Source organism: Sphaerisporangium sp. NPDC005288 (assembly GCF_040607475.1).
Taxonomy (GTDB): Bacteria; Actinomycetota; Actinomycetes; order Streptosporangiales; family Streptosporangiaceae; genus Sphaerisporangium; species Sphaerisporangium rhizosphaerae.
Genome location: NZ_JBEXGT010000021.1, coordinates 55,312 through 74,731, shown reverse-complemented (window position 1 = coordinate 74,731; position 19,420 = coordinate 55,312). Strand labels below are relative to the sequence as shown.

16 protein-coding genes are annotated in these 19,420 nt (G+C 73.3%); 8 read left to right on the top strand and 8 right to left on the bottom strand.

The window, feature by feature from the left end; genetic code table 11:
- The first annotated feature begins 6 nt into the window (after nt 1–6).
- Nucleotides 7–1,440 carry an MFS transporter gene (locus ABZU32_RS20940; RefSeq protein WP_354836101.1) on the top strand — a complete coding sequence of 478 codons (1,434 nt, stop codon included), beginning with the start codon at nt 7–9 and terminating at the stop codon, nt 1,438–1,440.
- Between the two features lie 144 nt (nt 1,441–1,584).
- On the opposite strand, the gene ABZU32_RS20935 is transcribed toward ABZU32_RS20940, so the two are convergent.
- The 4 genes from ABZU32_RS20935 to edd all read right to left on the bottom strand — a co-directional run bounded on the left by ABZU32_RS20935 (nt 1,585) and on the right by edd (nt 6,792).
- Entirely contained in the window at nt 1,585–2,619 is a 1,035-nt protein-coding gene (locus ABZU32_RS20935; protein WP_354924375.1) for a M36 family metallopeptidase, read from the bottom strand.
- 350 nt (nt 2,620–2,969) lie between these two features.
- A complete protein-coding gene (eda, locus tag ABZU32_RS20930) occupies nt 2,970–3,584 on the bottom strand; it encodes a bifunctional 4-hydroxy-2-oxoglutarate aldolase/2-dehydro-3-deoxy-phosphogluconate aldolase (protein ID WP_354836099.1) in 615 nt (204 codons plus the stop codon).
- The gene (locus ABZU32_RS20925; RefSeq protein ID WP_354924373.1) at nt 3,581–4,729 is read right to left on the bottom strand and encodes a glucokinase; all 1,149 of its coding nucleotides are present in this window, start codon (nt 4,727–4,729) and stop codon (nt 3,581–3,583) included. Before ABZU32_RS20925 ends, eda begins: the two co-directional genes overlap by 4 nt.
- Nucleotides 4,726–6,792 carry a phosphogluconate dehydratase gene (gene edd / locus ABZU32_RS20920; RefSeq protein WP_354924371.1) on the bottom strand — a complete coding sequence of 689 codons (2,067 nt, stop codon included), beginning with the start codon at nt 6,790–6,792 and terminating at the stop codon, nt 4,726–4,728. Before edd ends, ABZU32_RS20925 begins: the two co-directional genes overlap by 4 nt.
- A gap of 141 nt (nt 6,793–6,933) precedes the next feature.
- Between edd and ABZU32_RS20915 the strand changes: the two genes are divergently transcribed.
- Nucleotides 6,934–8,190, top strand: coding sequence for an ROK family transcriptional regulator (locus ABZU32_RS20915; protein ID WP_354924369.1), 1,257 nt, complete (start codon nt 6,934–6,936; stop codon nt 8,188–8,190).
- Here the strand turns inward: ABZU32_RS20915 and ABZU32_RS20910 are convergent.
- Complete coding sequence (locus ABZU32_RS20910; RefSeq protein ID WP_354924367.1) at nt 8,108–8,830, bottom strand: DUF2470 domain-containing protein; 723 nt, start codon at nt 8,828–8,830, stop codon at nt 8,108–8,110. The genes ABZU32_RS20915 and ABZU32_RS20910 overlap by 83 nt on opposite strands.
- Before the next feature lie 145 nt (nt 8,831–8,975).
- Here ABZU32_RS20910 and rpsD point away from each other — a divergent pair, with 145 nt between their 5' ends.
- Nucleotides 8,976–9,590 (top strand): 30S ribosomal protein S4, encoded by a 615-nt coding sequence (rpsD, locus tag ABZU32_RS20905; protein WP_354924365.1) that lies wholly within the window; start codon nt 8,976–8,978, stop codon nt 9,588–9,590.
- A gap of 138 nt (nt 9,591–9,728) precedes the next feature.
- Here rpsD and ABZU32_RS20900 read toward each other — a convergent pair whose 3' ends face one another.
- Entirely contained in the window at nt 9,729–10,598 is an 870-nt protein-coding gene (locus ABZU32_RS20900) for an ion transporter (RefSeq protein ID WP_354924363.1), read from the bottom strand.
- A gap of 293 nt (nt 10,599–10,891) precedes the next feature.
- Here ABZU32_RS20900 and ABZU32_RS20895 point away from each other — a divergent pair, with 293 nt between their 5' ends.
- The 4 genes from ABZU32_RS20895 to ABZU32_RS20880 all read left to right on the top strand — a co-directional run bounded on the left by ABZU32_RS20895 (nt 10,892) and on the right by ABZU32_RS20880 (nt 15,056).
- Nucleotides 10,892–11,800: an ATP-binding cassette domain-containing protein gene (locus ABZU32_RS20895; RefSeq protein ID WP_354924361.1), complete on the top strand. Its 909-nt coding sequence runs from the start codon at nt 10,892–10,894 to the stop codon at nt 11,798–11,800.
- Nucleotides 11,801–11,850: 50 nt separating this feature from the next.
- Complete coding sequence (locus ABZU32_RS20890; RefSeq protein WP_354924359.1) at nt 11,851–12,693, top strand: hypothetical protein; 843 nt, start codon at nt 11,851–11,853, stop codon at nt 12,691–12,693.
- A gap of 91 nt (nt 12,694–12,784) precedes the next feature.
- Complete coding sequence (locus ABZU32_RS20885; protein WP_354924358.1) at nt 12,785–13,504, top strand: response regulator transcription factor; 720 nt, start codon at nt 12,785–12,787, stop codon at nt 13,502–13,504.
- A gap of 46 nt (nt 13,505–13,550) precedes the next feature.
- Nucleotides 13,551–15,056 (top strand): HAMP domain-containing sensor histidine kinase, encoded by a 1,506-nt coding sequence (locus ABZU32_RS20880; RefSeq protein ID WP_354924356.1) that lies wholly within the window; start codon nt 13,551–13,553, stop codon nt 15,054–15,056.
- A 45-nt stretch (nt 15,057–15,101) separates the two neighbouring features.
- Here ABZU32_RS20880 and ABZU32_RS20875 read toward each other — a convergent pair whose 3' ends face one another.
- Nucleotides 15,102–15,335, bottom strand: a complete 234-nt coding sequence (locus ABZU32_RS20875) for a hypothetical protein (RefSeq protein ID WP_354924354.1) — start codon at nt 15,333–15,335, stop codon at nt 15,102–15,104.
- A 52-nt stretch (nt 15,336–15,387) separates the two neighbouring features.
- Nucleotides 15,388–16,752, bottom strand: a complete 1,365-nt coding sequence (locus tag ABZU32_RS20870; RefSeq protein WP_354924352.1) for a S8 family serine peptidase — start codon at nt 16,750–16,752, stop codon at nt 15,388–15,390.
- A gap of 547 nt (nt 16,753–17,299) precedes the next feature.
- On the opposite strand from ABZU32_RS20870, the gene ABZU32_RS20865 reads away from it, so the two are divergent.
- Entirely contained in the window at nt 17,300–19,348 is a 2,049-nt protein-coding gene (locus ABZU32_RS20865; protein ID WP_354924350.1) for a spermidine synthase, read from the top strand.
- Nucleotides 19,349–19,420: the final 72 nt, after the last annotated feature.

Sequence of the window (19,420 nt, the reverse complement as noted above, 5' to 3'; positions counted from 1 at the left end):
GTGACCATGGTGAGGGTGGTCCGCAGTCTGGTGCCGGCGCGGCTCGACCGGCTGCCGTGGTCGGGGTACCACACGCGGCTGGTCGCGGCCCTCGGCGTCGCCTGGGTCCTGGACGGCATGGAGATCACCATCGCGGGAGCGATCGGGTCGGTGCTGCAGGACCGGCGCACGCTCGGGCTGTCGGCGGTCCAGGTCGGCTTCACCGCCACCGTCTACCTGATCGGCGAGGTCATCGGCGCGCTGGTATTCGGCCGGCTGTCGGACCGCTTCGGCAGGCGCAGGCTGTTCATCTTGACCCTGGGCCTGTACCTGGTCGCGAACGGCATCACCGCCTTCTCGCCGAACCTGCTGTTCCTGCTGTTCTTCCGCTTCCTGGCGGGCGCCGGCATCGGCGGGGAGTACTCGGCGATCCACTCGGCCGTCGACGAACTGATCCCCTCCTACTACCGGGGCCGGGTCGACCTGGCCGTCAGCGGCACGTACTGGCTCGGGGCGATGCTCGGAACGGCGAGCACGTACGTGCTGCTGAACCCCGCGCTGCTGCCCGTCGACCTCGGCTGGCGCATCGGGCTGCTCATCGGCCCGGCGCTCGGCGCCGCCATCTGGGTGCTGCGCCGCCGCCTGCCCGAAAGCCCTCGGTGGCTGCTCATGCACGGCAGGGGGGAGGAGGCCGAGCGCGCGACCGGGGAGATCGAGGAGGCCGTGCGTCGCAGCGGCGGCGCGGTGCCCCCGGTGGACCCCGCCGGCGCGATGGACTTCCGCCCGCACGGCGCGCCGGCCTACCGCGAGATCCTGCGGGTGGTCCTGCGGCAGTACCCCCGGCGGACGATCCTCGGCGCGACGCTGATGATCAGCCAGTCGTTCCTCTACAACGCGATCTTCTTCACCTATGTGCTGGTGCTGAGCACCTTCTACGGCGTCTCACCGCACGACGCCTCCAAGTACCTGTTCGCGTTCGCGGTGGGGAACCTGGCGGGGCCGCTGCTGCTGGGACGGTTCTTCGACACCCTCGGCCGCCGGGTGATGATCTCCTCCACCTACGTCTTCTCGGGGTTGCTGCTGGCGGTCACCGGGTGGCTGTTCAAGCAGGGGGCGCTGACGGCGACGACGCAGACGATCCTGTGGTCGGTGATCTTCTTCGTGGCGTCGGCGGCGGCCAGTTCGGGGTACCTGACGGTGAGCGAGCTGTTCCCGCTGGAGATCAGGGCGCTGGCGATCGCGCTGTTCTTCTCGGTGGCCCAGGGCTTCGGCGCTCTCGGCCCCACGGTGTTCGGCGCGCTCATCGGCGATCGCGCCCACCTCGACCCGGCCCGGCTGTTCTACGGCTACTCCTTCGCCGCGGCGCTGATGGTGGCGGCCGGAGCGGTGGCCTGGTTCCTCGCGGTGAACGCCGAGCGCAGGTCCCTGGAGGAGGTCACCCGTCCCCTGTCGTCGACCTGATCCGGCCCGCTCCTGCCCGTCCCTCCCGGAGCCGGTGCGCCCTCGCCGTCGTCCTCCCGCCGAGGCGGGTCCGAGCCCCGCCGCCGGCCCCGGGTGTACCGGAGCGGCGGGCGGGGCGAGGAACAGGGCCGATGACCGGGCCGGTCAGAGCAGGCCGCGGCCGGTGAACGCGGCGCGGGTGGCGTCGGCCGCGGCGGTGCCGCCGTGCCGCTGCGCGGACCTTACCGTCGCCTCGGCGGCGGCGCGGAAGGTCGTGTCCTTCGTGAAGTCGAACTGTGCGTCGATAATGACCTTGCCGGCGAGGGTGTCGCCGAGCGCGGTCCTGATCGCGTACAGCGCGGAGGACCAGATCTCCCCGTCGGCGTGCACCTCGCCGGCCATGTCCTGCGGGTAGTGCTTGGCGCCGTCCAGGCGGCGCAGGCAGTGGGGGGCGGCCGAGGTGTAGGAGACCGAGTCCCAGTCCGCCACGCACGCCTCGGGCGTCTTGGACGGCGTGCCGGTCTTCCAGCTCGTCACCGCCACAGCGAGGTAGTCGCCGAACGCCTCGCCGATGGCGCCCGACTCCAGGGTCGTGCCGAACCCGGTGACCTGGCCGTCCTGCACCGAGTGCCCGTACTCGTGGACGATCACCTCGGCGTCCTCGGCGTCCTCGGCGTCGTCCACGCCGCCCTTGCCGAGCGTGATGTCGGCCTTGTCGTCCCGGAAGAAGGAGTTGTCGCCGCCGTACTGGTTGATCCGCAGTTCGATCTGGCGCTGGTTGACCGGGCGCAGCGTGGAGCCGAAGCCCAGCGACTGGATGTACCTCTGCGCGGTGGTCACCCAGTAGTAGCCCATCACCTGCTCGAACTGGTCGCTGTCGCGGTGCCAGGCGGGGAAGGCGCCGTTCACGGTCTTGGCCGCGTTGCCGGTCTCGCTTTTCACGCGGACGTAGCGTCCGGTCAGCGTGCCGGAGCCGTCCAGGTCGGTGAGCGCCACGGTCCGGTAGGCGGCGGCGAAGGCCGCGCTGTCGCGGTCCTTGTCGTCGGTGAGGGTCTCATCACCCAAGCTCTGCACGGGGTTGGGAGAGAAGACGGTGGCCGAGGGGCCGGCGGCGGCGTGGGCGGTTCCAGGGGCGAGTAGCGCGGTGGCGGAGGCCAGGGCCAGGCAGGCGACGGCTGTGCGGCGTCGGGGGGTGGTCACGGAGATTCCTCCTAGAGCGAGCGGAACGTCCGTAAATGTACGATCGTGACCGCGCGCTTGTCACGCACCACCCCGAGCGTGCTCGCGGGCGCCGGGTGAGGCGCCCGCGAGCGGAGTTCCCATGAACGTCGCATCGGGTCGCGACGACCTCCATGGCGCTCGCCCGCCGCCCGAGGGAGGCTGGACGCGGACGAGACGTTCTTCAGCTTCGCACGCTCCCGCGCCGCCGGCGCACCCAGCGGCGCGACACGCGACCCTCGCCGCGGCCGCCGGCAGGCCGCCGGTGGGCGTCGCGGCGCCTGCCGCACCGGCCTCTCGGCGGGACGCCGGTACACGCCGGACGTGCGTGGTCAGGGGCGGAGGGCGGCGGCCTCGGCGGCGAGTTTCTCCACGCGGGCGTAGTCGCCGGTGGCCAGCGCGTCGGCGGGGGTCAGCCAGGTGCCGCCGACGCAGCCGACGTTCGGCAACGCCAGGAACTCGGCCGCGGTCTCGGGCCGGATGCCGCCCGTCGGGCAGAAGCGCACCTCGGGGAGCGGCCCGGCGAGCGCCTTGAGGTAGGGAATGCCGCCGGCGGGCACCGCCGGGAAGAACTTCAGCTCGGTCAGGCCGCGCTCGGCCAGGGCCATGACCTCCGAGGCGGTGGAGGCGCCCGGCAGGAACGGCACGCCGCTGCCGAGCATCGCCTCCAGCAGGGCGGGCGTGCCGCCGGGGCTCACCAGGAAACGCGCGCCCGCCTCGGCCGACGCCGTCACGTCGGCGGGCGTCCGCACGGTGCCGGCGCCGATGACGGCGTCCGGGACCTCCGCCGCGATCCGGGCGATCGCCTCCAGAGCGCACGGGGTGCGCAGAGTGACCTCGATGGCGGGGAGGCCGCCCGCCACCAGCGCCCGCGCGAGAGGGACCGCGGTCTCCACCCGGTCGATCACGACGACCGGGACGACGGGGGCGAGGTCGAGGATGCTCACGAGGCGGTGCTCCTTGCTTCGTGGGACGCCTGCGAGGCGGCGTCCGCGATGCCGGACGAGGATGGCGGGGACGGTGCGGAGGCGTCCGCGGTGCCGGCGCCGGATGGCCGGGACGGGGCGGGGGAGTTCACGGGGCCGGCCGGGGATGGCCGGGGAGAAGAGGGGGCGGCCGGGGTGCCGAGGCCGGACATCCGCTGGGCGAGCCAGGCGGCGGCGCCGGTCAGGGCGGGTTGCTCCGCCACGATCGCGGTGGTCGCGATGCCGGTGAGATAGCCCGACAGGACGAGGTTGGCCTCGAACCTGCGGCGGAAGTCGCTGCCGTTGATGCGGTTCACCATCCGCGGCACGATCCCACCCCCGAGGTACACCCCGCCGTGCGCTCCCAGTGTCAGGGCGACGTTGGCCGCGAAGCTTCCCAGGAGCCCGCAGAACACCTCAACGGTACGCGCGCACAGCGAGTCGTCCAGCCGGGCCACGATCTCGGAGGCGGGAAGCGGGGCGACGGGGGTGCCCTCGACGAGCGCGAGCCCGTGGCGGAGGCGCACGAGGCCGGGCCCGGACAGCAGGTGCTCGGCGTCCACGAAGCTCATGCCGTCGGCGCGCAGCGCCCGGACGATCTCGAACTCCAGGTCGGTGACGACCGGCGCCGAGACGTGCCCGCCCTCGCCCGGAACCGGCACCCAGCCGCTGCGCGCGGGCACCAGTCCGGCGACGCCCAGCCCGGTGCCGGGGCCGAGCACCGCCTTGACCATGTACGGGGCGGGCTCGGGGCCGCCGAGTGAGGCCAGCTCGCCCGCGCCCAGGTGGGGCAGGGCCAGCGCGAGGGCCTCGAAGTCGTTGAGCAGTTCCACGTGCGCGATGCCGAGGGCCGAGACCGAGCCGGACCAGGAGGCGTTGGTCAGCCGGTAGCGGTCGGCGTGGACCGGCCCGGCGATGGCGAGGGACGCGGCGGCCGCCCGCACGCCGCCGCCGTGGTGGGTCAGGTAGTGCTCCACCGCCGCCGCGAGGCCGTCGAACTCGGCCACCGGGAGCACCGCGATCCGTCCGGGACGTCCGCCCGGCCGCGTGAGGAGCCCGAAGCGGGCGTTGGTGCCGCCGATGTCGGCGACCAGCCACGGGTGTCCGGGGGTAGGCGCGGCGCTCATGCCCGCGCCTCCCGGCCGCCGGGAACGCCGCCGGCCCCCGAAGCCGCGGCGTTCCCGGCCGCCGGAAGCGCGCCGCCGGCCACGAGCACGTCGCCCGTCGCGGTCGCGTCACCGGCCGCGAGCACGTCGCCCGCCGGGTGCCCTGCACCCGTCCGGAGAGCGCCGCCGGCCGGGAGCGGGGTGCCGGCGCCTTCGGCGCCGCTGATGGCGAAGATGCCGGCGCCGCGGTCCGCGGGGGCGGCGGCGCGGCGGAACGCGGCGAACAGCTCGCGCCCGGTGCCCACCCACTCGTCGTCCCGCAGAGGCCGGCCCTGCGGCGTGCGGGCGGCCAGCTCCTCGGCGGGGACCAGCACGTCGAGCGTCCCGGCGGCCGAGTCGAGCCGGACCAGGTCGCCGTCGCGGACCAGGGCGATCGGGCCGCCGTCGGCCGCCTCGGGCGACAGGTGGATGGCGGCCGGCACCTTGCCCGACGCTCCGGACATCCGGCCGTCGGTGACCAGCGCGACGCGTTGTCCCCGGTCCAGCAGGACCGCGAGCGGTGGCGTCAGTTTGTGCAGCTCGGGCATGCCATTGGCGCTCGGCCCCTGGTAGCGGATGACGGCGACGAAGTCCTGCCCGTCCAGCGCGCCCTCCTGGAAGGCGGCCATCAGTTCGGCCTGGTCGTCGAACACCTTCGCCGGCGCCTCGATCACCAGGTGCTCGGGCTTGACCGCCGAGACCTTGCTGACGGCGCGGCCGAGGTTCCCGCTGACCATGTGGATGCCGCCGTCGGCGGAGAACGGCTCGGCCGCCGGGCGCAGCACGTCGAGGTCGGCGCTGACCGACGGGCGCTCTTCCCAGACGACCTGGCCCTCCTTGAGCTCCGCGCCGCTGCGGTACAGGCCGAGGCCGCGGCCGGCGACGGTGAGCACGTCCTGGTGGAGCAGCCCGTTGTCCAGCAGGTCGCCGATGAGGGCCTGCATGCCGCCCGCCGCGTGGAAGTGGTTCACATCGGCCTGCCCGTTGGGGTACATGCGGGTCAGCAGGGGGACCACGCGGGACAGGGCGGCGAGGTCGTCCCAGAGCAGTTCGACGCCGGCCGCGGCGGCGATGGCGACCAGGTGCATGGTGTGGTTGGTGGAGCCGCCGGTGGCCAGCAGCGCGACGGCGGCGTTGACCAGCGCCTTCTCGTCGACCACGTGCGCGACCGGGGTGTACTCCTCGCCGTGCGCGGTGATCTCGACGGCGCGCCGAGCCGCGGCGCGGGTGAGGCCGTCGCGCAGTTCGGTGCCGGGGTTGACGAAGGTCGCGCCGGGCAGGTGCAGGCCCATGACCTCCATGAGCACCTGGTTGGAGTTGGCGGTGCCGTAGAAGGTGCAGGTGCCGGGGGAGTGGTAGGACTTGGCCTCGGCGTCGAGCATCTCGCCGCGCCCGATCTTGCCTTCGGCGAACGACTGCCGGGCGCGCGCCTTGACCTTGTTCGGCAGGCCGGACGGCATGGGCCCGGCGGGGACGAAGATGGCGGGCAGGTGCCCGAAGTGCAGGGCGCCGATCAGCAGGCCCGGGACGATCTTGTCGCAGACGCCGAGCAGCAGCGAGGAGTCGAACATGTCGTGCGACAGCGCGATCGCCGTGGACATGGCGATGACCTCGCGGCTGTAGAGCGACAGCTCCATGCCGGCGCGGCCCTGGGTGACGCCGTCGCACATCGCGGGGACCCCGCCGGCGACCTGGGCGACCCCGCCCGCCTCCCGCACGGCGTCCTTGAGCACCGGCGGGTAGGTCTCGAACGGCTGGTGCGCCGAGAGCATGTCGTTGTAGGAGGTGACGATCGCGACGCCGGGGCGTTCGGCGCCGCGCAGGACCAGCTTGTCGCCGGGAGAGCAGGCGGCGAAGCCGTGGGCGAGGTTGGCGCAGCCGAGCCCGGCGCGGGCGGGGCCTCGCTCGTAGGCCTCCTCGGCCGCGGCCGCGACGCGGCGCAGATAGGCCGCTCGGGTACGGGCGCTGCGCTCGACGAGCCGCTCGGTGACCTCTTGGACGGTGCGGTGCACGGCAGGTGACGTGGGTGCTGGATCAGCAGACACGGGAGCGGCTCCATAGATCGACCAAGGCGGGACAGAACGGACACTAGCCCGATCTTTGGTCTCCTACAACCACAGTTCTGCCATTTGAGATGAGGAACTTAGGAATTTTGGATTACAAAAGAGGTGTGATTGACTTGCCCGGTGGGTCGACGATCAGCTTCCACGCTCGCCAGCGGCGGTGAGGTGCTCCACCTCATCCGCAGCGGCGAGGCCGTGACCCGGGCCGACATCGGGCGGATCACCGGGCTCTCCCGTCCCGCCGTGGCACTGCGGGTCGCGGGGCTGCTCGACCACGGCCTGGTGGTGGAGCACACCGACGGACCGTCCACCGGAGGCCGCCCGCCGGCCCGGCTCGCCTTCAACGCCACCGGGGGCGTCGTCCTGGTCGCCTCCCTCGGCGCCAGCCGCACCCAGATCGCCCTGTGCGACCTGGCCGGCCGCGAGCTGGCCCGCACCGATCTGGAGATCGACGTCGAGCGCGGCCCCGACGTGGTGCTGCCCCTGCTGATGGACGTGTGGGCCGACCTGCTGGAAGGCCGCCCGATGTCGTCGGTCAAGGGCGTCGGCCTCGGCGTCCCGGCCACCGTCGAGTTCGCGGCCGGCCGCACCGAGAGCGCCCGCGTCATGGCGAGCTGGACCGGCGTGGTGATCCCGCCGGTCATCTCCGCCCGCTACCCCGTGCCGGTCTTCGTGGACAACGACGTCAACGTCATCGCGATGGGCGAGTACCGCGAGGCGTACGCGCCGGAGGTCTCCGACCTGCTGTTCGTCAAGGTGTCCACCCGCATCGGCGCGGGGGTGGTCGCCGGCGGCGAGATCCTGCGCGGCGCGCTCGGCGCGGCGGGGGAGATCGGCCACATCCCCGTCCGCGACGGCGGGGGAGTGCTGTGCCGGTGCGGCAACGTCGACTGCGTCGACTCGGTGGCCAGCGGCACGGCCATTCTGCGCGACCTGCGGGCGAGCGGGCGCGACGTCGACTCGCTGTCGGACGTCGTCGCGCTGGTGCGCGCGGGGGACGCCGAGACGATGACCGTGGTGCGCAGGGCGGGACGGCTGCTCGGCGAGGTCATCGCGAGCGCGGTCAACCTGCTCAACCCGGCCGTGGTGGTGCTCGGCGGCGACGTCGCCGAGCGCTTCCAGCCGCTGGTGTCGGGGGTGCGCGAGGTCGTCTACCGGCGCTCGACGGCGCTGTCCACCCGCAGCCTGCGCATCGAGCGCAGCCGCCTCGGCCAGAGCGCGGGCATCACCGGCTGCGCCCTCATGGTCATCGACCACATACTGGCGCCCGAGGCGGTGGACGCCGCCATCGAGGGGGTCAGCGCGGGCACAGCAGCAGGCTCAGTGCCCGCTCCAGCTCATGCGCCCCTTCGACCGGCGCCGGCCAGGGGATCCGGATGAACGTCGTGTCCACGGAGTCCGAGCGCACCGTCGCGCCGTAGCGGTCGAGCTCCCACAGCCACGGCTCGCGCACCGGCTCGCCCGTCAGCGTCCGGACGGCCCGCGTGAGCTGCTCGCGGTGCGCCTCGTTCACGTGGCGGAGCATGCGCTCGGCCGCGTCGTGCACCGGGCCGGGGCCTGCGGCCAGGTACTCCTCGGCGTCCAGCATCCCCGACTCCCGGCCGGTCAGGTAGATCACGTAGCCGACGTCGACGCGGAACAGGCGCGGGCCGGCCGGATCGCCTTCCACGGCGGCGAACAGCGCCTCGTCCGGGCATCGGGCGGACACCCTCACGGCGGCCTCCCGCAGGCCCTCGGGCGGCACCGCCTGCGCCCATCCCTGCACCTTCAGCAGGCCGCGCGGATACTCGACCCCGGCCAGGGTCCGGGTCGCGGACAGGTCCACGGTCACCACGGCGTCGTCCCCTGCGCGCAGGCCGTGCAGGGCCTCGCCGGGCTTGACCAGCAGCAGCGGCCGGCCCGTGCCGTCGACGCATCCCCGGGCGGGCCCGGCCGAGCCGTCCAGCGACACATGGGTGGGCGCGGCGGCGCCGGCGAGACCGCGGACGCGCTCGGGAATCGGGGGCACCTTCACATGCATGGGCGTCGGCTCCTCGGTTCGCAGGGGCGGCGCACGACGCTTGGCGGTGCGTCACGCGCCGGGGCGGGAGGCGGCGATGGCGCCGCCTCTTCGGCTATGGTTAGGCTTACCTAACTAAGGCTTACCTAACCACAGCGAGGTCGACATGCGCTACACCGGACCCAAGGTCCGCCTGTCCCGCCGCACGGGCGTCCCCCTGACCCGCAAGGCGGTGCGCTATTTCGAACAGCGGCCCTACCCGCCCGGCGAGCACGGCCGCAAGACCAGCCGCCGCACCGCCGGTGACTACGGGCTGCGCCAGATGGAGAAGCAGAAGCTCCGCTGGTACTACGACGTGTCCGAGCGGCAGATGCGCAGGTACTGGGCCCTCGCGCTGCGCCGGCCCGGGCGTTCGGGCGCCGAGCTGGTGACGCTGCTGGAGTCCCGCCTGGCCTCCCTGGTGTTGCGGGCCGGCCTCGCCCCGTCCATCTACGCGGCCCGCCAGTACGTCACCCACGGCCACATCGCCGTCGACGGCCGCAAGGTCGACATTCCCAGCTATCTGGTGCGGCCCGGCCAGACCGTCGCCGTGCGCGAGAGGTCGCGCGGCATGCAGCCGTTCGTGGCCGCCGCCGAGGGCGTGTACGCCGACGAGATCACCGCGCCGTACCTGGAGACCGACCTGAGGCAACTGCGCTTCACGCTGCTCGCCACGCCGGAACGCGCGCAGGTGCGCGTCCCGGTCGACGAGCAACTCGTCGTCGAGCACTACTCCCGCTGAGCCGCGCGGCAGGGCACGGCCGGCGACACCGCTCGGCGCGGGGCCGACGCGCCCACGTGGCGCTCACCGCAGGTCCGGCCGGTGTGGCGCTCGGCGTCAGGAGTGGCCGGCGTGGCGCTCGGCGTCAGGAGTGCGCTGTCAGCGCAGGGTGGGGGCGTCCTCGCGAGAGGGGAGGGCCGCGCGGAGCGCCGCGATCTCGGCGCGCAGCGCGGCCAGCTCGGCGGCCACCCCCGCGACGGCGTCATCCTCCGTGTCCTGGGATCGGGCCACGGGGCCGGCGATGCCCTGGACCGCCTCGTCCGGGGCCTGGGCGGGGCTCTCGTCGCGCTCGCGCTGGTGCTCCTCCTCCATCGCGCTCACCACCACGGCGATGAACAGGTTCAGCACGACGAAGGTGCAGATCAGCACGAACACCACGAAGAACGCCCATGCCGACGGGTGCTGCTCCATGACGCGCCGGTTGATGTCCGACCAGCCGTCCCCCGTCATCACCTGGAACAGCGTGAACAGCGACGTCGGCAGGTCGCCGAAGTACTCGGGCGCCGTCGCGCCGTACAGCTTGGTGCCCATCACCGAGGCCACATAAAGCACCAGCCCGAGCAGCATGGCGATCGAGGTCATCCCCGGGATCGCCGTGAGCAGTGCCGCCACCACGCGGCGCAGGCTCGGCACCACCGAGATCAGCCGCAGCGCGCGCAGGATGCGCAGCGCGCGCAGCACCGACAGCCCGCCCGCCGTCGGCAGGAACGACACGGCCACGATCACCGTGTCGAACAGGTTCCACGGGTCCAGCACGAACCGCGCCCGGTAGACGTACATCTTCGCCAGCAGCTCGGCGACGAACACGTACAGCGCGGCGTGGTCCACCACGTGCAGCACCGAGCCGTACGCCGCCGTCGCCTCCGGCGAGGTCTCCACCCCCAGGGTCGCCGCGTTGACCACGATCACGACGATGATCGCGCGCTGGAACCACGCCGACTCGATGACATGGCGGACACGTTCACGCATGGGGGCGAGCACTCCAGGGGTCGGTGGACCGGTCGCGCAAGATCTTAGAGTCTGCGCGGATGCCCCACGTCCGGGGCGCCGTCCGCGTCACTCAGCAAGGCCGGCACGTCGCCGGTTCTTGGAATGATCTGGGAACCATGTCATGGACGGCGCGGGAAACGGCACATGGCGGACGGGCGGTCGGCCCGTTCGGGCCCGTCGACTCACAGAGATCTCCCAGGACCTCCCCGGCGCCGCTCAGGCGGGTGGCCCAGGCTTTCCCGCCAGGAGTTCCGCCACGCGAAGGGAGATCGATGATCGAGGTAAGGGGACTCAGCAAGCGCTTCGGCCGGGTGACGGCGGTGGACGACCTGACGTTCGACGTCAGGCCGGGCGCGGTGACCGGCTTCCTCGGCCCGAACGGGGCGGGCAAGACGACCACGATGCGCATGATCTTGGGACTCGACGCGCCGAGCGGCGGCCACACTCGGGTGCTGGGCGCCCGCTACGCCGACCTGCCGGCGCCGATGCGCGCGGTCGGCGCTCTGCTCGACGCCGGAGCCGTGCACTCACGCAGGACCGCCCGGGACCATCTGACGTGCCTCGCACTCAGCAACCGGATATCCCGCACACGTGTCGAGGAGGTGCTCCAGCTGACCGGGCTGGCGCCGGTGGCGCGACGCGCGGCCGGTGGCTTCTCTCTCGGTATGAGCCAGCGGCTGGGGATCGCCGCCGCCCTGCTGGGTGACCCAGCGGTGCTCGTCTTCGACGAGCCGGTGAACGGGCTCGACCCCGAAGGCATCGTGTGGATCCGCACGCTGATGCGCGACCTGGCCGCCGAAGGGCGCACGGTCCTGGTCTCCAGCCATCTGATGGCCGAGATGGCGCTCACCGCCGACCACCTGGTCGTCGTCGGGCGCGGCCGGCTGATCGCCGACATCGCCGCCGACGCGTTCGTGAAGTCCGGCGAGGTCCGCGTCCGCACTACTGGCGCGGAGGAGTTCGCCCGCACGTTGAGCGCGTCCGGGGCGGAGGTGCGGCGGGAAGCCTCAGACGGCCTGGTCGTGAGCGGTATGGCGGCCGAGGAGATCGGACGGGTCGCGGCGGCCGCGAGTGTGGTCCTGTACGAGCTCACGCCGCTGCGGACCTCGTTGGAGGAGGCGTTCATGGAGCTGACGCGCGACAGCGTGGAGTACGGCGTGGCGGACGGGGCGGCGCGGTGAGCGGACGGCGCAGGGACGGCACAGGGACGCATGGTGAACGGAGGGGCGTTGTGAGCGAACGGCGGGAACGGCCGGGGCAGGGCAGGGCCCGCGCAGGCGGTGCGGTGCACGAGCGGCAGAGGTTCGGCGACGTGCTCCGCTCGGAGTGGGCCAAGGCGCGCACCATGCGGTCCACCTGGTACGTCATGATCGCCGTCGTGGCGTTCGGCGCGCTGTTCGGCGTCCTGTTCGCGAGCGCGGGGGCCCGCGAGTACACGACGGCCACGGTGGCCGAGCGTGGGGACTTCGATCCTTTCGGCATGACCTTCCGCGCGCTCTTCTTCATGCAGTTGCTGGTCGGATACCTGGGCATGCGCACCGTCACGGTGGAGTACGTCACAAGGACGCTGCCCGCCGTTCTGGTCGCGGCGCCGCGGCGGGGCCGCCTGCTGGCGGCCAAGGCGGTGGTCTGCGCGGCCATGGCCTTCGTGGCCGGCGAGGTGGCGGCGTGGGCCGTCTACTTCACCGGCAGGGCCGTGCTGGCCGCGCGGGCGGTGCCCGTCTACGACCTCGGGCAGCCGGGCGTAGCGCGGGCGATGGTGGGCGCGGGCCTTCTCATGGCGACGATGAGCCTGTTCGGGCTGGCGATCGGGTTCCTCGTACGGGTCACCTCCGGCGGGCTCGCCGTCCTGGTCGTCATCGCCGCCCTGGTGCCGTCGATGGCCCCCGTCTTCCCCGCATGGCTGGCGTCCTTCGTGACCAAGTACTGGCCGACACCGGCGGGAGGGCGGCTGGTGAGCGTGCATGACCGGTTCGACCTGCTGTCACCCTGGACGGGGTACGCGGTGTTCTGCGGATACGTCGCCGTCGCCCTGCTCGTGGCCGCCGCCGTCTTCCGGAGGCGCGACGCCTGACGCCCGTCGCCACGGGCGGACGGCGAGGGGCGACCGTGCGGTGGCCGTGCGGTGGCCGTGCGGTGGCCGGTCCGCGAGACAGGAGGCGGAGATGGAGCGGGATGGGCAGGGGCCGGGCGTCCGCCGGCGGCGGGGAGAGCGGCTGCTGGTCGTGGACGACGAGCCGACGGTGCGTGAGTTGCTGTCGGCGACCCTGCGCTTCGCGGGTTTCACCGTCACCTCGGCCGCCACCGGAGCCGAGGCCCTCGCCGCGGCGCGTGACCAGCCGCCCGACCTGGTGCTCCTCGATGTGATGTTGCCCGATCTGGATGGGTTCGAGGTCGTGCGGCGGCTGCGCGACCTGGTCAGGCCGCCGGTTCCCGTCCTGTTCCTCACCGCCCGGGACTCGCCGGCCGACAAGGTGACCGGCCTGACGCTCGGCGGGGACGACTACGTCACCAAGCCGTTCGACCTGGAGGAGCTGATCGCGCGTATCGGGGCGATCCTGAGACGCACCGGCTCGCCCGGCGCAGGCACCCTGGTCATCGGGGACCTGGAAGTCGACCCGGAGGGGCATCATGTCACGCGGGCGGGGCGGCCCGTGCGGCTGTCGCCCACCGAGTTCCGGCTGCTGTGCTACCTGGCGGTCAACGCGGGGAGGGTCGTGTCCAAGGCACGCATCCTCGACCACGTGTGGCAATACGACTTCGCCGGAGACGCGAGCATCGTCGACACCTACGTCAGCTATCTGCGCCGCAAGCTCGACTCCGCCGGGCCCAAGCTGATCCACACCATCCACGGGGTGGGCTACGTGCTCCGTGAGCCCCGGTGAGCCGGGCACGCGTCCCACGCGTCCGGCGCGCGGCGGCGGGGGTCCTGTGAGCGCGCCGGGCCGGCTCGGGCGGGTGTCGTTGCGCGCACGGCTGCTGTTCATCACCAGCGTTCTGCTGGCGGTGGGGCTCGTGCTCGGCGGGTCCATCGTGATCGGCCTCCTGCGCGCGAACCTCGTGGACCGCGTCGACCGGCAGTTGCGCGCGCTCGGCGGCCTGGCCGCGCTGATGCCCGCGGGACTCCCGGGCGCCGGCCGTGACCAGGACGGGTCCGGTCCCCTGGGCGGGCGGGCGCTCGCCGCGAACTTCGATCTGATCACCGAGATCCACCTCGCCGACCTCGCCGCCGACGGCACGGTCCGCAGCCAGACCCGCGTTCCGGGCGGCTCGGTCGCCGGCGGGCCCGCTCTGCCGGTTCTGGACACCGCGGCGGTCGCCCGGCACGGGCGGCGTCCGTTCGAGGTGGGCGGCCTGGGAGGCACGAGACGATGGCGCGTGGTCGCCGTGCCTCGGCCGGTGCGGCCGCCCGGGGGCGCCGCGCCGCCGGGGGACGGGGGCAGCGTCGTCGTGGCGGCGTCGCTCGAAGCCGTCTCCACCACGGTCGGGCGACTGCGGGCTGCGTTCCTGGGGGCCGGGTCGGTCCTGCTTGTTCTGCTCACGCTGTGCGGCTGGTTCGCGATCACGGCGGGGTTGCGCCCGCTGCGCCGCATCGAGGACACCGCGGCGGCCATCGCCTCGGGAGACCTGGCCCGGCGGGTTCCCCGCGTGGCCGGGCCCGCCACCGAGATCGGCCGCCTTTCAGCCTCGCTCAACGGCATGCTCGCCCAGATCGAGCGGGCGTTCGCCGCGCGGGCCGACTCCGAGGCGCGGCTGCGGAGGTTCGTCGCCGACGTCGGCCACGAGTTGCGCACCCCGCTGTTCGGCATCAAAGGGTTCTCCGAGCTGTATCGCATGGGCGGTCTGAGCGATGTCGGGCTCGCGATGGCCCGCATCGAGAGCGAGTCGGGCCGCCTGGCCCGCCTCGTCGACGACCTGCTGTTGCTCGCGCGGCTGGACGATGGCGGGGATGCGCTCCCCCTCGACCTGGCGCCGATGGACCTGCGGACCCTTGCCGCCGACGCGCGCCTGGATCTGAGGGCGCTCGCCCGCGACCGGCCGGTCGAGCTGACCGGCCCCGGCGGCGGCCCGCCCGCTTCGGCGCCGGTGCTCGGCGACGAGGCGCGCCTGCGCCAGGTGGTGAGCAATCTGGTGGGCAACGTCGTGGCGCACACGCCCGCAGGCACCCGCGTGCGCGTCGGCGTGGGGACGGTGGACTCCGAGGCCGTCCTGGTGGTCGAGGACGACGGGCCCGGCCTGACCCCAGAACAGGCCGCCCGGGCGTTCGACCGGTTCTACCGCGCGGACGCTTCGCGGAGCAGATCGGGCGGCGGTGGGGCGGGCCTCGGCCTCGCCATCGCGCAGTCGATGGCGGCGGCGCACGGCGGCCGGGTCACCCTGCGCACCACCCCCGGTCACGGCGCCGCGTTCACACTGGTCCTGCCCCTCGCGCGCTGAAGCCGGCGGGCCTTCACGCCCCCGGCGGCACGCGGGCAGGGGGGATCACTGTGGTGGGCCGTAGGGCTCGATCGGGGGGTCGGCGAAGGGGCCCTCGCCGGGCGGGGTGACGCGATGGCCGGCCTGCTCGGTGACGCGCACGGCGTACAGCCCCTGGCCCGGGTCGAGCGGCACCAGCCCGTAGGCGGTGTCCACCTCCTCCTCGCTCAGGCCGAGCCTGCGCATGGCTCCCTCGAGGGTCGCCTCCGCCGGCGGCAGCTCCACGGTGACCAGGACCATGCGGCCCACGCTACGCGTCCCCGCCCCGCCCGTACACGCCGCCCCCGCCCCGTCACAGCCGGTGACGCTCCGCTCGGCGGCGCAGCGCCGCGACCAGCGCCGCGGCGTCGGCGACGCCGTACCCGTAGTCGTAGTCGAAGCCCACGGTGCTGCGGTCCTCGGCGGTGCGGTGCAGCAGGGTGCGCAACTGGCTCGGGGAGATGCGCGAGGCCGGCCAGCGCGTGCGGATCGCGGCCACCAGGCCCGCGGCGACCGGGCAGGCTGCCGAGGTGCCCGAGTCGGGCACGTCGTCGCCGAACGCCTTGGACCCGGCGAAGTGCGTGTACGCGCAGACGTCGGGCTTGCGGTCGCTGAGCCGCCCCGGGCCCTGGGAGGAGTACCCCACCCGTTCGCCGTTGGTGTCGACCCCGCCGACCGACAGCACCTGGGGATGGGAGTTGGCGCCCACGATGGGACGGCCCGGATAGGCGCACCGCCGGTCCTTGCATTCGGTGCCGCAGTTGCCCGCCGCGAACAGGATGTCCGCCCCGGCCTGCTCCAGGCTGCCGACGATGATGTTGAACGGGTGGGCCGCGTTGTCGGAGTAGTTGCCCGGCTGCCCGGGCGGCAGGTCCCACAGCGGGGAGAACGAGCCCCAGCTGTTGCTGACGACCAGCGCGCGGGAGTCGGCGGGCTGGGCGTCCAGGACCGCGCGCAGGTGGGCGAAGGCCGCCACCGCGTCCGACAGCAGGCCGTCCATGACCGTGCCGCCCTGCCGCCGCGACAGCAGGATCGGCACGTCGACCAGCGTGGCGCGCGGCGCGGCGATCAGCGTGTCGAAGGCGCACATCGTGCCGTGGTCCACCGCGAACCCGCCCGGCTCGCCGGTGACGCCGGAAGGGTTCCAGCTGCGCCCGCGGTCGACCGTGACGTCCTTGCCGAGGTGGTCGCGCACGTGGGCGGCGTTGACGCCGGTGTCGCAGACGGCGAGCGCGACGCCGGCGCCGTCGTAGCCCTCGGCGTGCAGCTCGGGCACCCGCAGCAGGCGGGCCACGTCCTGCCAGGTGCCGACGGGCGGGCTGCCGCCGCAGGTGAGGCTGGTCTCGATGAGCGGGTCGGCGTAGACGCCCACGACGTCGCGGCCGCGGCCGGGCAGCAGCGCCATGCGCGCCGAGCTCTCGTCGTCGGCGATCTCGCCCCGGACCAGGACCGACGCCTCCTCCGGCGCCAGGGAGAACACCAGCGGCTGGTGGAGCGACAGCGGGTCGCCGCCGGCGGAGGCGGGGCGGGCACGGGGGAGGGCGACGGGGGTGAAGGAGTGGTCCAGCGCGACCCCGGGGAGGCCGTCGGTGACGTCCGCGGTGGTGGCGGTGAGGTCGGGCGCCGCGACGGCGGCGACCACGTCGGGCGAGGGACGGAGCTGGATCAGGACCCGCATGAGGACACCACCTTGAGATCGCCAAGTCGTGACACCACCACATTCCTGTATCCACGACACCCCCGTCCACCAGCAGAAATACCGTGTCTCCCCGCATTCTCCGTGATTCGCCGAACCAATTTCCGTCACCCGCCCCTTGCCACCGCCCACCGCCCGGCGGCACCTCTCGGCACGCCCACCGCGCCGTGCCTGCCCGCCACCCGGGTCGCCGCCTCCCCGCCGCCTCCCCGCCGCCTCCCCGCCGCCTCGCCCCTGCCTCGCCGCCGTCCGGTCGCCGTCGCGTCGGCCCGCCCGCCGGCCGGCTCGCCGCCGGACCCGCCCGGCCGCGACCGCGTCCATCCGGGAGTCGTGAGAGCCGGGGCTTCGAGCGCGCGGCGGCGCGCGGATGCGGGCGGACGGGAAACGTTCGGCGGGTGTGCGGGCCGAGGGCCGTGCCGGGGCCGGCGAGCTGCGCCGCCGCCGTGCGGGTGCACGGGCCGGCGGCCGGTGGCGGTCCGGTGGCGCGTAAGGCTTTCGCGGAGGGCGGGGGTTGACTACCTTGAGACCCGTGATCGCCGAGGTAGATACCCCATCCCGTCCCGGTTCCGGAGCGACGGGAGAGCACTGGATCCCCGTCCGTGCCCGACTGATCGTGGCCAGCGCCTTCATGCTGTTCCTCGAACTGGCGCTGATTCGCTGGACGGGGTCCAACATCGTCCACCTCAGCTACTTCACCAACTTCGTGCTGCTCGGCTCGTTCCTCGGCATCGGGCTGGGCTTCCTGCGCGTCGGCCGCTCCACGAGGCAGCCTTACTACTCGCCGGTCGTCCTGGCCGCGCTGGTGCTGATCGTCTTCTACTTCCCGGTCACCGTGGACCGCCAGACCGAAGGCGTGTTGTACTTCACCAGCCTGTCCACCAGCGGCCCTCCCGCCTGGGCCATCCTGCCGGTGGTGTTCGCCGCCGCGGCGCTGGTGCTCATGGGGCCGGCCGAGCTGGTCGGCCGGTGCTTCCCCGAGCTGCCCCGGCTGGAGGCCTACCGCTACGACCTGATCGGCAGCCTCACCGGCATCGCCATGTTCTCGCTGTTGTCGCTGGCGAGCGCGCCGCCGGTCGCCTGGGGCATCATCGCCGCCTGCGCCTACGGCGTCCTGCTGCGGCCGCGCTCCATCGGCCGCTACCTGGGGTTGGTCACCTTCCCCTCCCTGGTCGTCATCGCGGCCCTGGCGGTGGAGACCTTCACCGCGGGCGCGCTGTGGTCGCCGTACTACAAGGTCACCTACCAGCAGCACTTCCTCGGCGATGTGCCGATCATGGACATCGCGGTCAACGGCATCCCGCACCAGCAGGCCATCCCCGCCGCCGCCCGGCTGCAGTGGGAGCGCCAGTACGCCCTGCCCTACGAGCGCGCGGCGTCGGCGGCGAACCTCGACGACGTGCTCATCGTCGGCGCGGGCAGCGGGACCGACGTGGCCATCGCGCTGTCCAAGGGCGCCAAGCACGTCGACGCGGTCGAGATCGACCCCAAGCTGAGAGAGCTGGGCGGCGTCTACCACCCCGACCGGCCCTACCAGGACCCGCGTGTCACCACCCACATCACCGACGGCCGCGCCTACCTCGAACGCACCGACAAGAAGTACGACCTCATCCTGTTCGCCCTGCCCGACTCGCTCACCCTGGTGTCCGGCGCGAGCTCGCTGCGCCTGGAGAGCTACCTGTTCACCCAGCAGGCCATGCGCGCCGCGCACGACCACCTCAAGCCGGGCGGCGCGTTCTCCATGTACAACTACTACCGCGAACAGTGGCTGGTCGACCGGCTCGCCTCCACCGCCCAGGCCGCCTTCGGCCACAAGCCGTGCGTCGACGAGGTCGGCTCGGGGCAGCAGGCGGTCATCACCGCGGGCGTCACGGCGGACGCCCAGCGCTGCGCCTCCGAATGGGCCGGCGCCAAGGCCGACACCCCGCCCCCGGCCGTGGACGACCGTCCCTTCCTCTACCTGCACGGGCGCGACATCCCGTCCATCTACCTGATCGCGCTCGGCCTGATCCTGCTGGTCAGCATCGTCGCGGTGCGCGCGGTCGCCGGGCCGTTCCGCAGGATGCGCCCCTACGCCGACCTGTTCCTGCTCGGGGTGTCGTTCCTGCTGCTGGAGACCAAGAACGTCACCGGGTTCGCGCTGCTTTTCGGCACCACCTGGGTGGTCAACGCCATCGTCTTCGCCGGGGTGCTCGTGGCGGTGCTGGCCGCGGTGGAGGTGACGCGGCGCTTCCGCACGCCGCCGCTGCCGGTGATGTACGCCATCCTGCTCGGCGGCCTGGTGCTGGCCGCGCTGGTGCCGAACTCCTGGCTGCTCGGGCTGCCGGTGCCGCTGAGGGTGGTCTGCGCGGTGGTGGTCGCCTTCCTGCCCATCTTCGCGGCCAACGTCGTGTTCGCCAAGCGGTTCGCCGACACCTCCGACGCCACGGTCGCCTTCGGCGCCAACCTGCTGGGCGCCATCCTCGGCGGGTGCCTGGAGTACCTCTCGCTCGTCATCGGCTACGAGGGGCTGCTGGTGGTCGCCGGCCTGCTCTATCTGGGCGCCTTCGCCCTGCTGCCCCGCACCGCACGGGCCCTGTAGGCGCCCGGGCCCCCTGCTCCGCCATGACGGCCGTCCGCTCGGAAGGCGGACGGCCGTCGTCGCATCGGCGGA

What these genes read in the sequence shown, in the direction of transcription:
- rpsD (WP_354924365.1), top strand. Translation starts at nt 8,976, where the DNA reads ATGCGCTACACCGGACCCAAGGTCCGCCTGTCCCGCCGCACGGGCGTC.
- ABZU32_RS20870 (WP_354924352.1), bottom strand. Translation starts at nt 16,752, where the DNA reads ATGCGGGTCCTGATCCAGCTCCGTCCCTCGCCCGACGTGGTCGCCGCC.
- ABZU32_RS20885 (WP_354924358.1), top strand. Translation starts at nt 12,785, where the DNA reads ATGGAGCGGGATGGGCAGGGGCCGGGCGTCCGCCGGCGGCGGGGAGAG.
- ABZU32_RS20895 (WP_354924361.1), top strand. Translation starts at nt 10,892, where the DNA reads ATGATCGAGGTAAGGGGACTCAGCAAGCGCTTCGGCCGGGTGACGGCG.
- ABZU32_RS20925 (WP_354924373.1), bottom strand. Translation starts at nt 4,729, where the DNA reads ATGAGCGCCGCGCCTACCCCCGGACACCCGTGGCTGGTCGCCGACATC.
- ABZU32_RS20875 (WP_354924354.1), bottom strand. Translation starts at nt 15,335, where the DNA reads ATGGTCCTGGTCACCGTGGAGCTGCCGCCGGCGGAGGCGACCCTCGAG.
- ABZU32_RS20940 (WP_354836101.1), top strand. Translation starts at nt 7, where the DNA reads ATGGTGAGGGTGGTCCGCAGTCTGGTGCCGGCGCGGCTCGACCGGCTG.
- ABZU32_RS20900 (WP_354924363.1), bottom strand. Translation starts at nt 10,598, where the DNA reads ATGCGTGAACGTGTCCGCCATGTCATCGAGTCGGCGTGGTTCCAGCGC.
- ABZU32_RS20910 (WP_354924367.1), bottom strand. Translation starts at nt 8,830, where the DNA reads ATGCATGTGAAGGTGCCCCCGATTCCCGAGCGCGTCCGCGGTCTCGCC.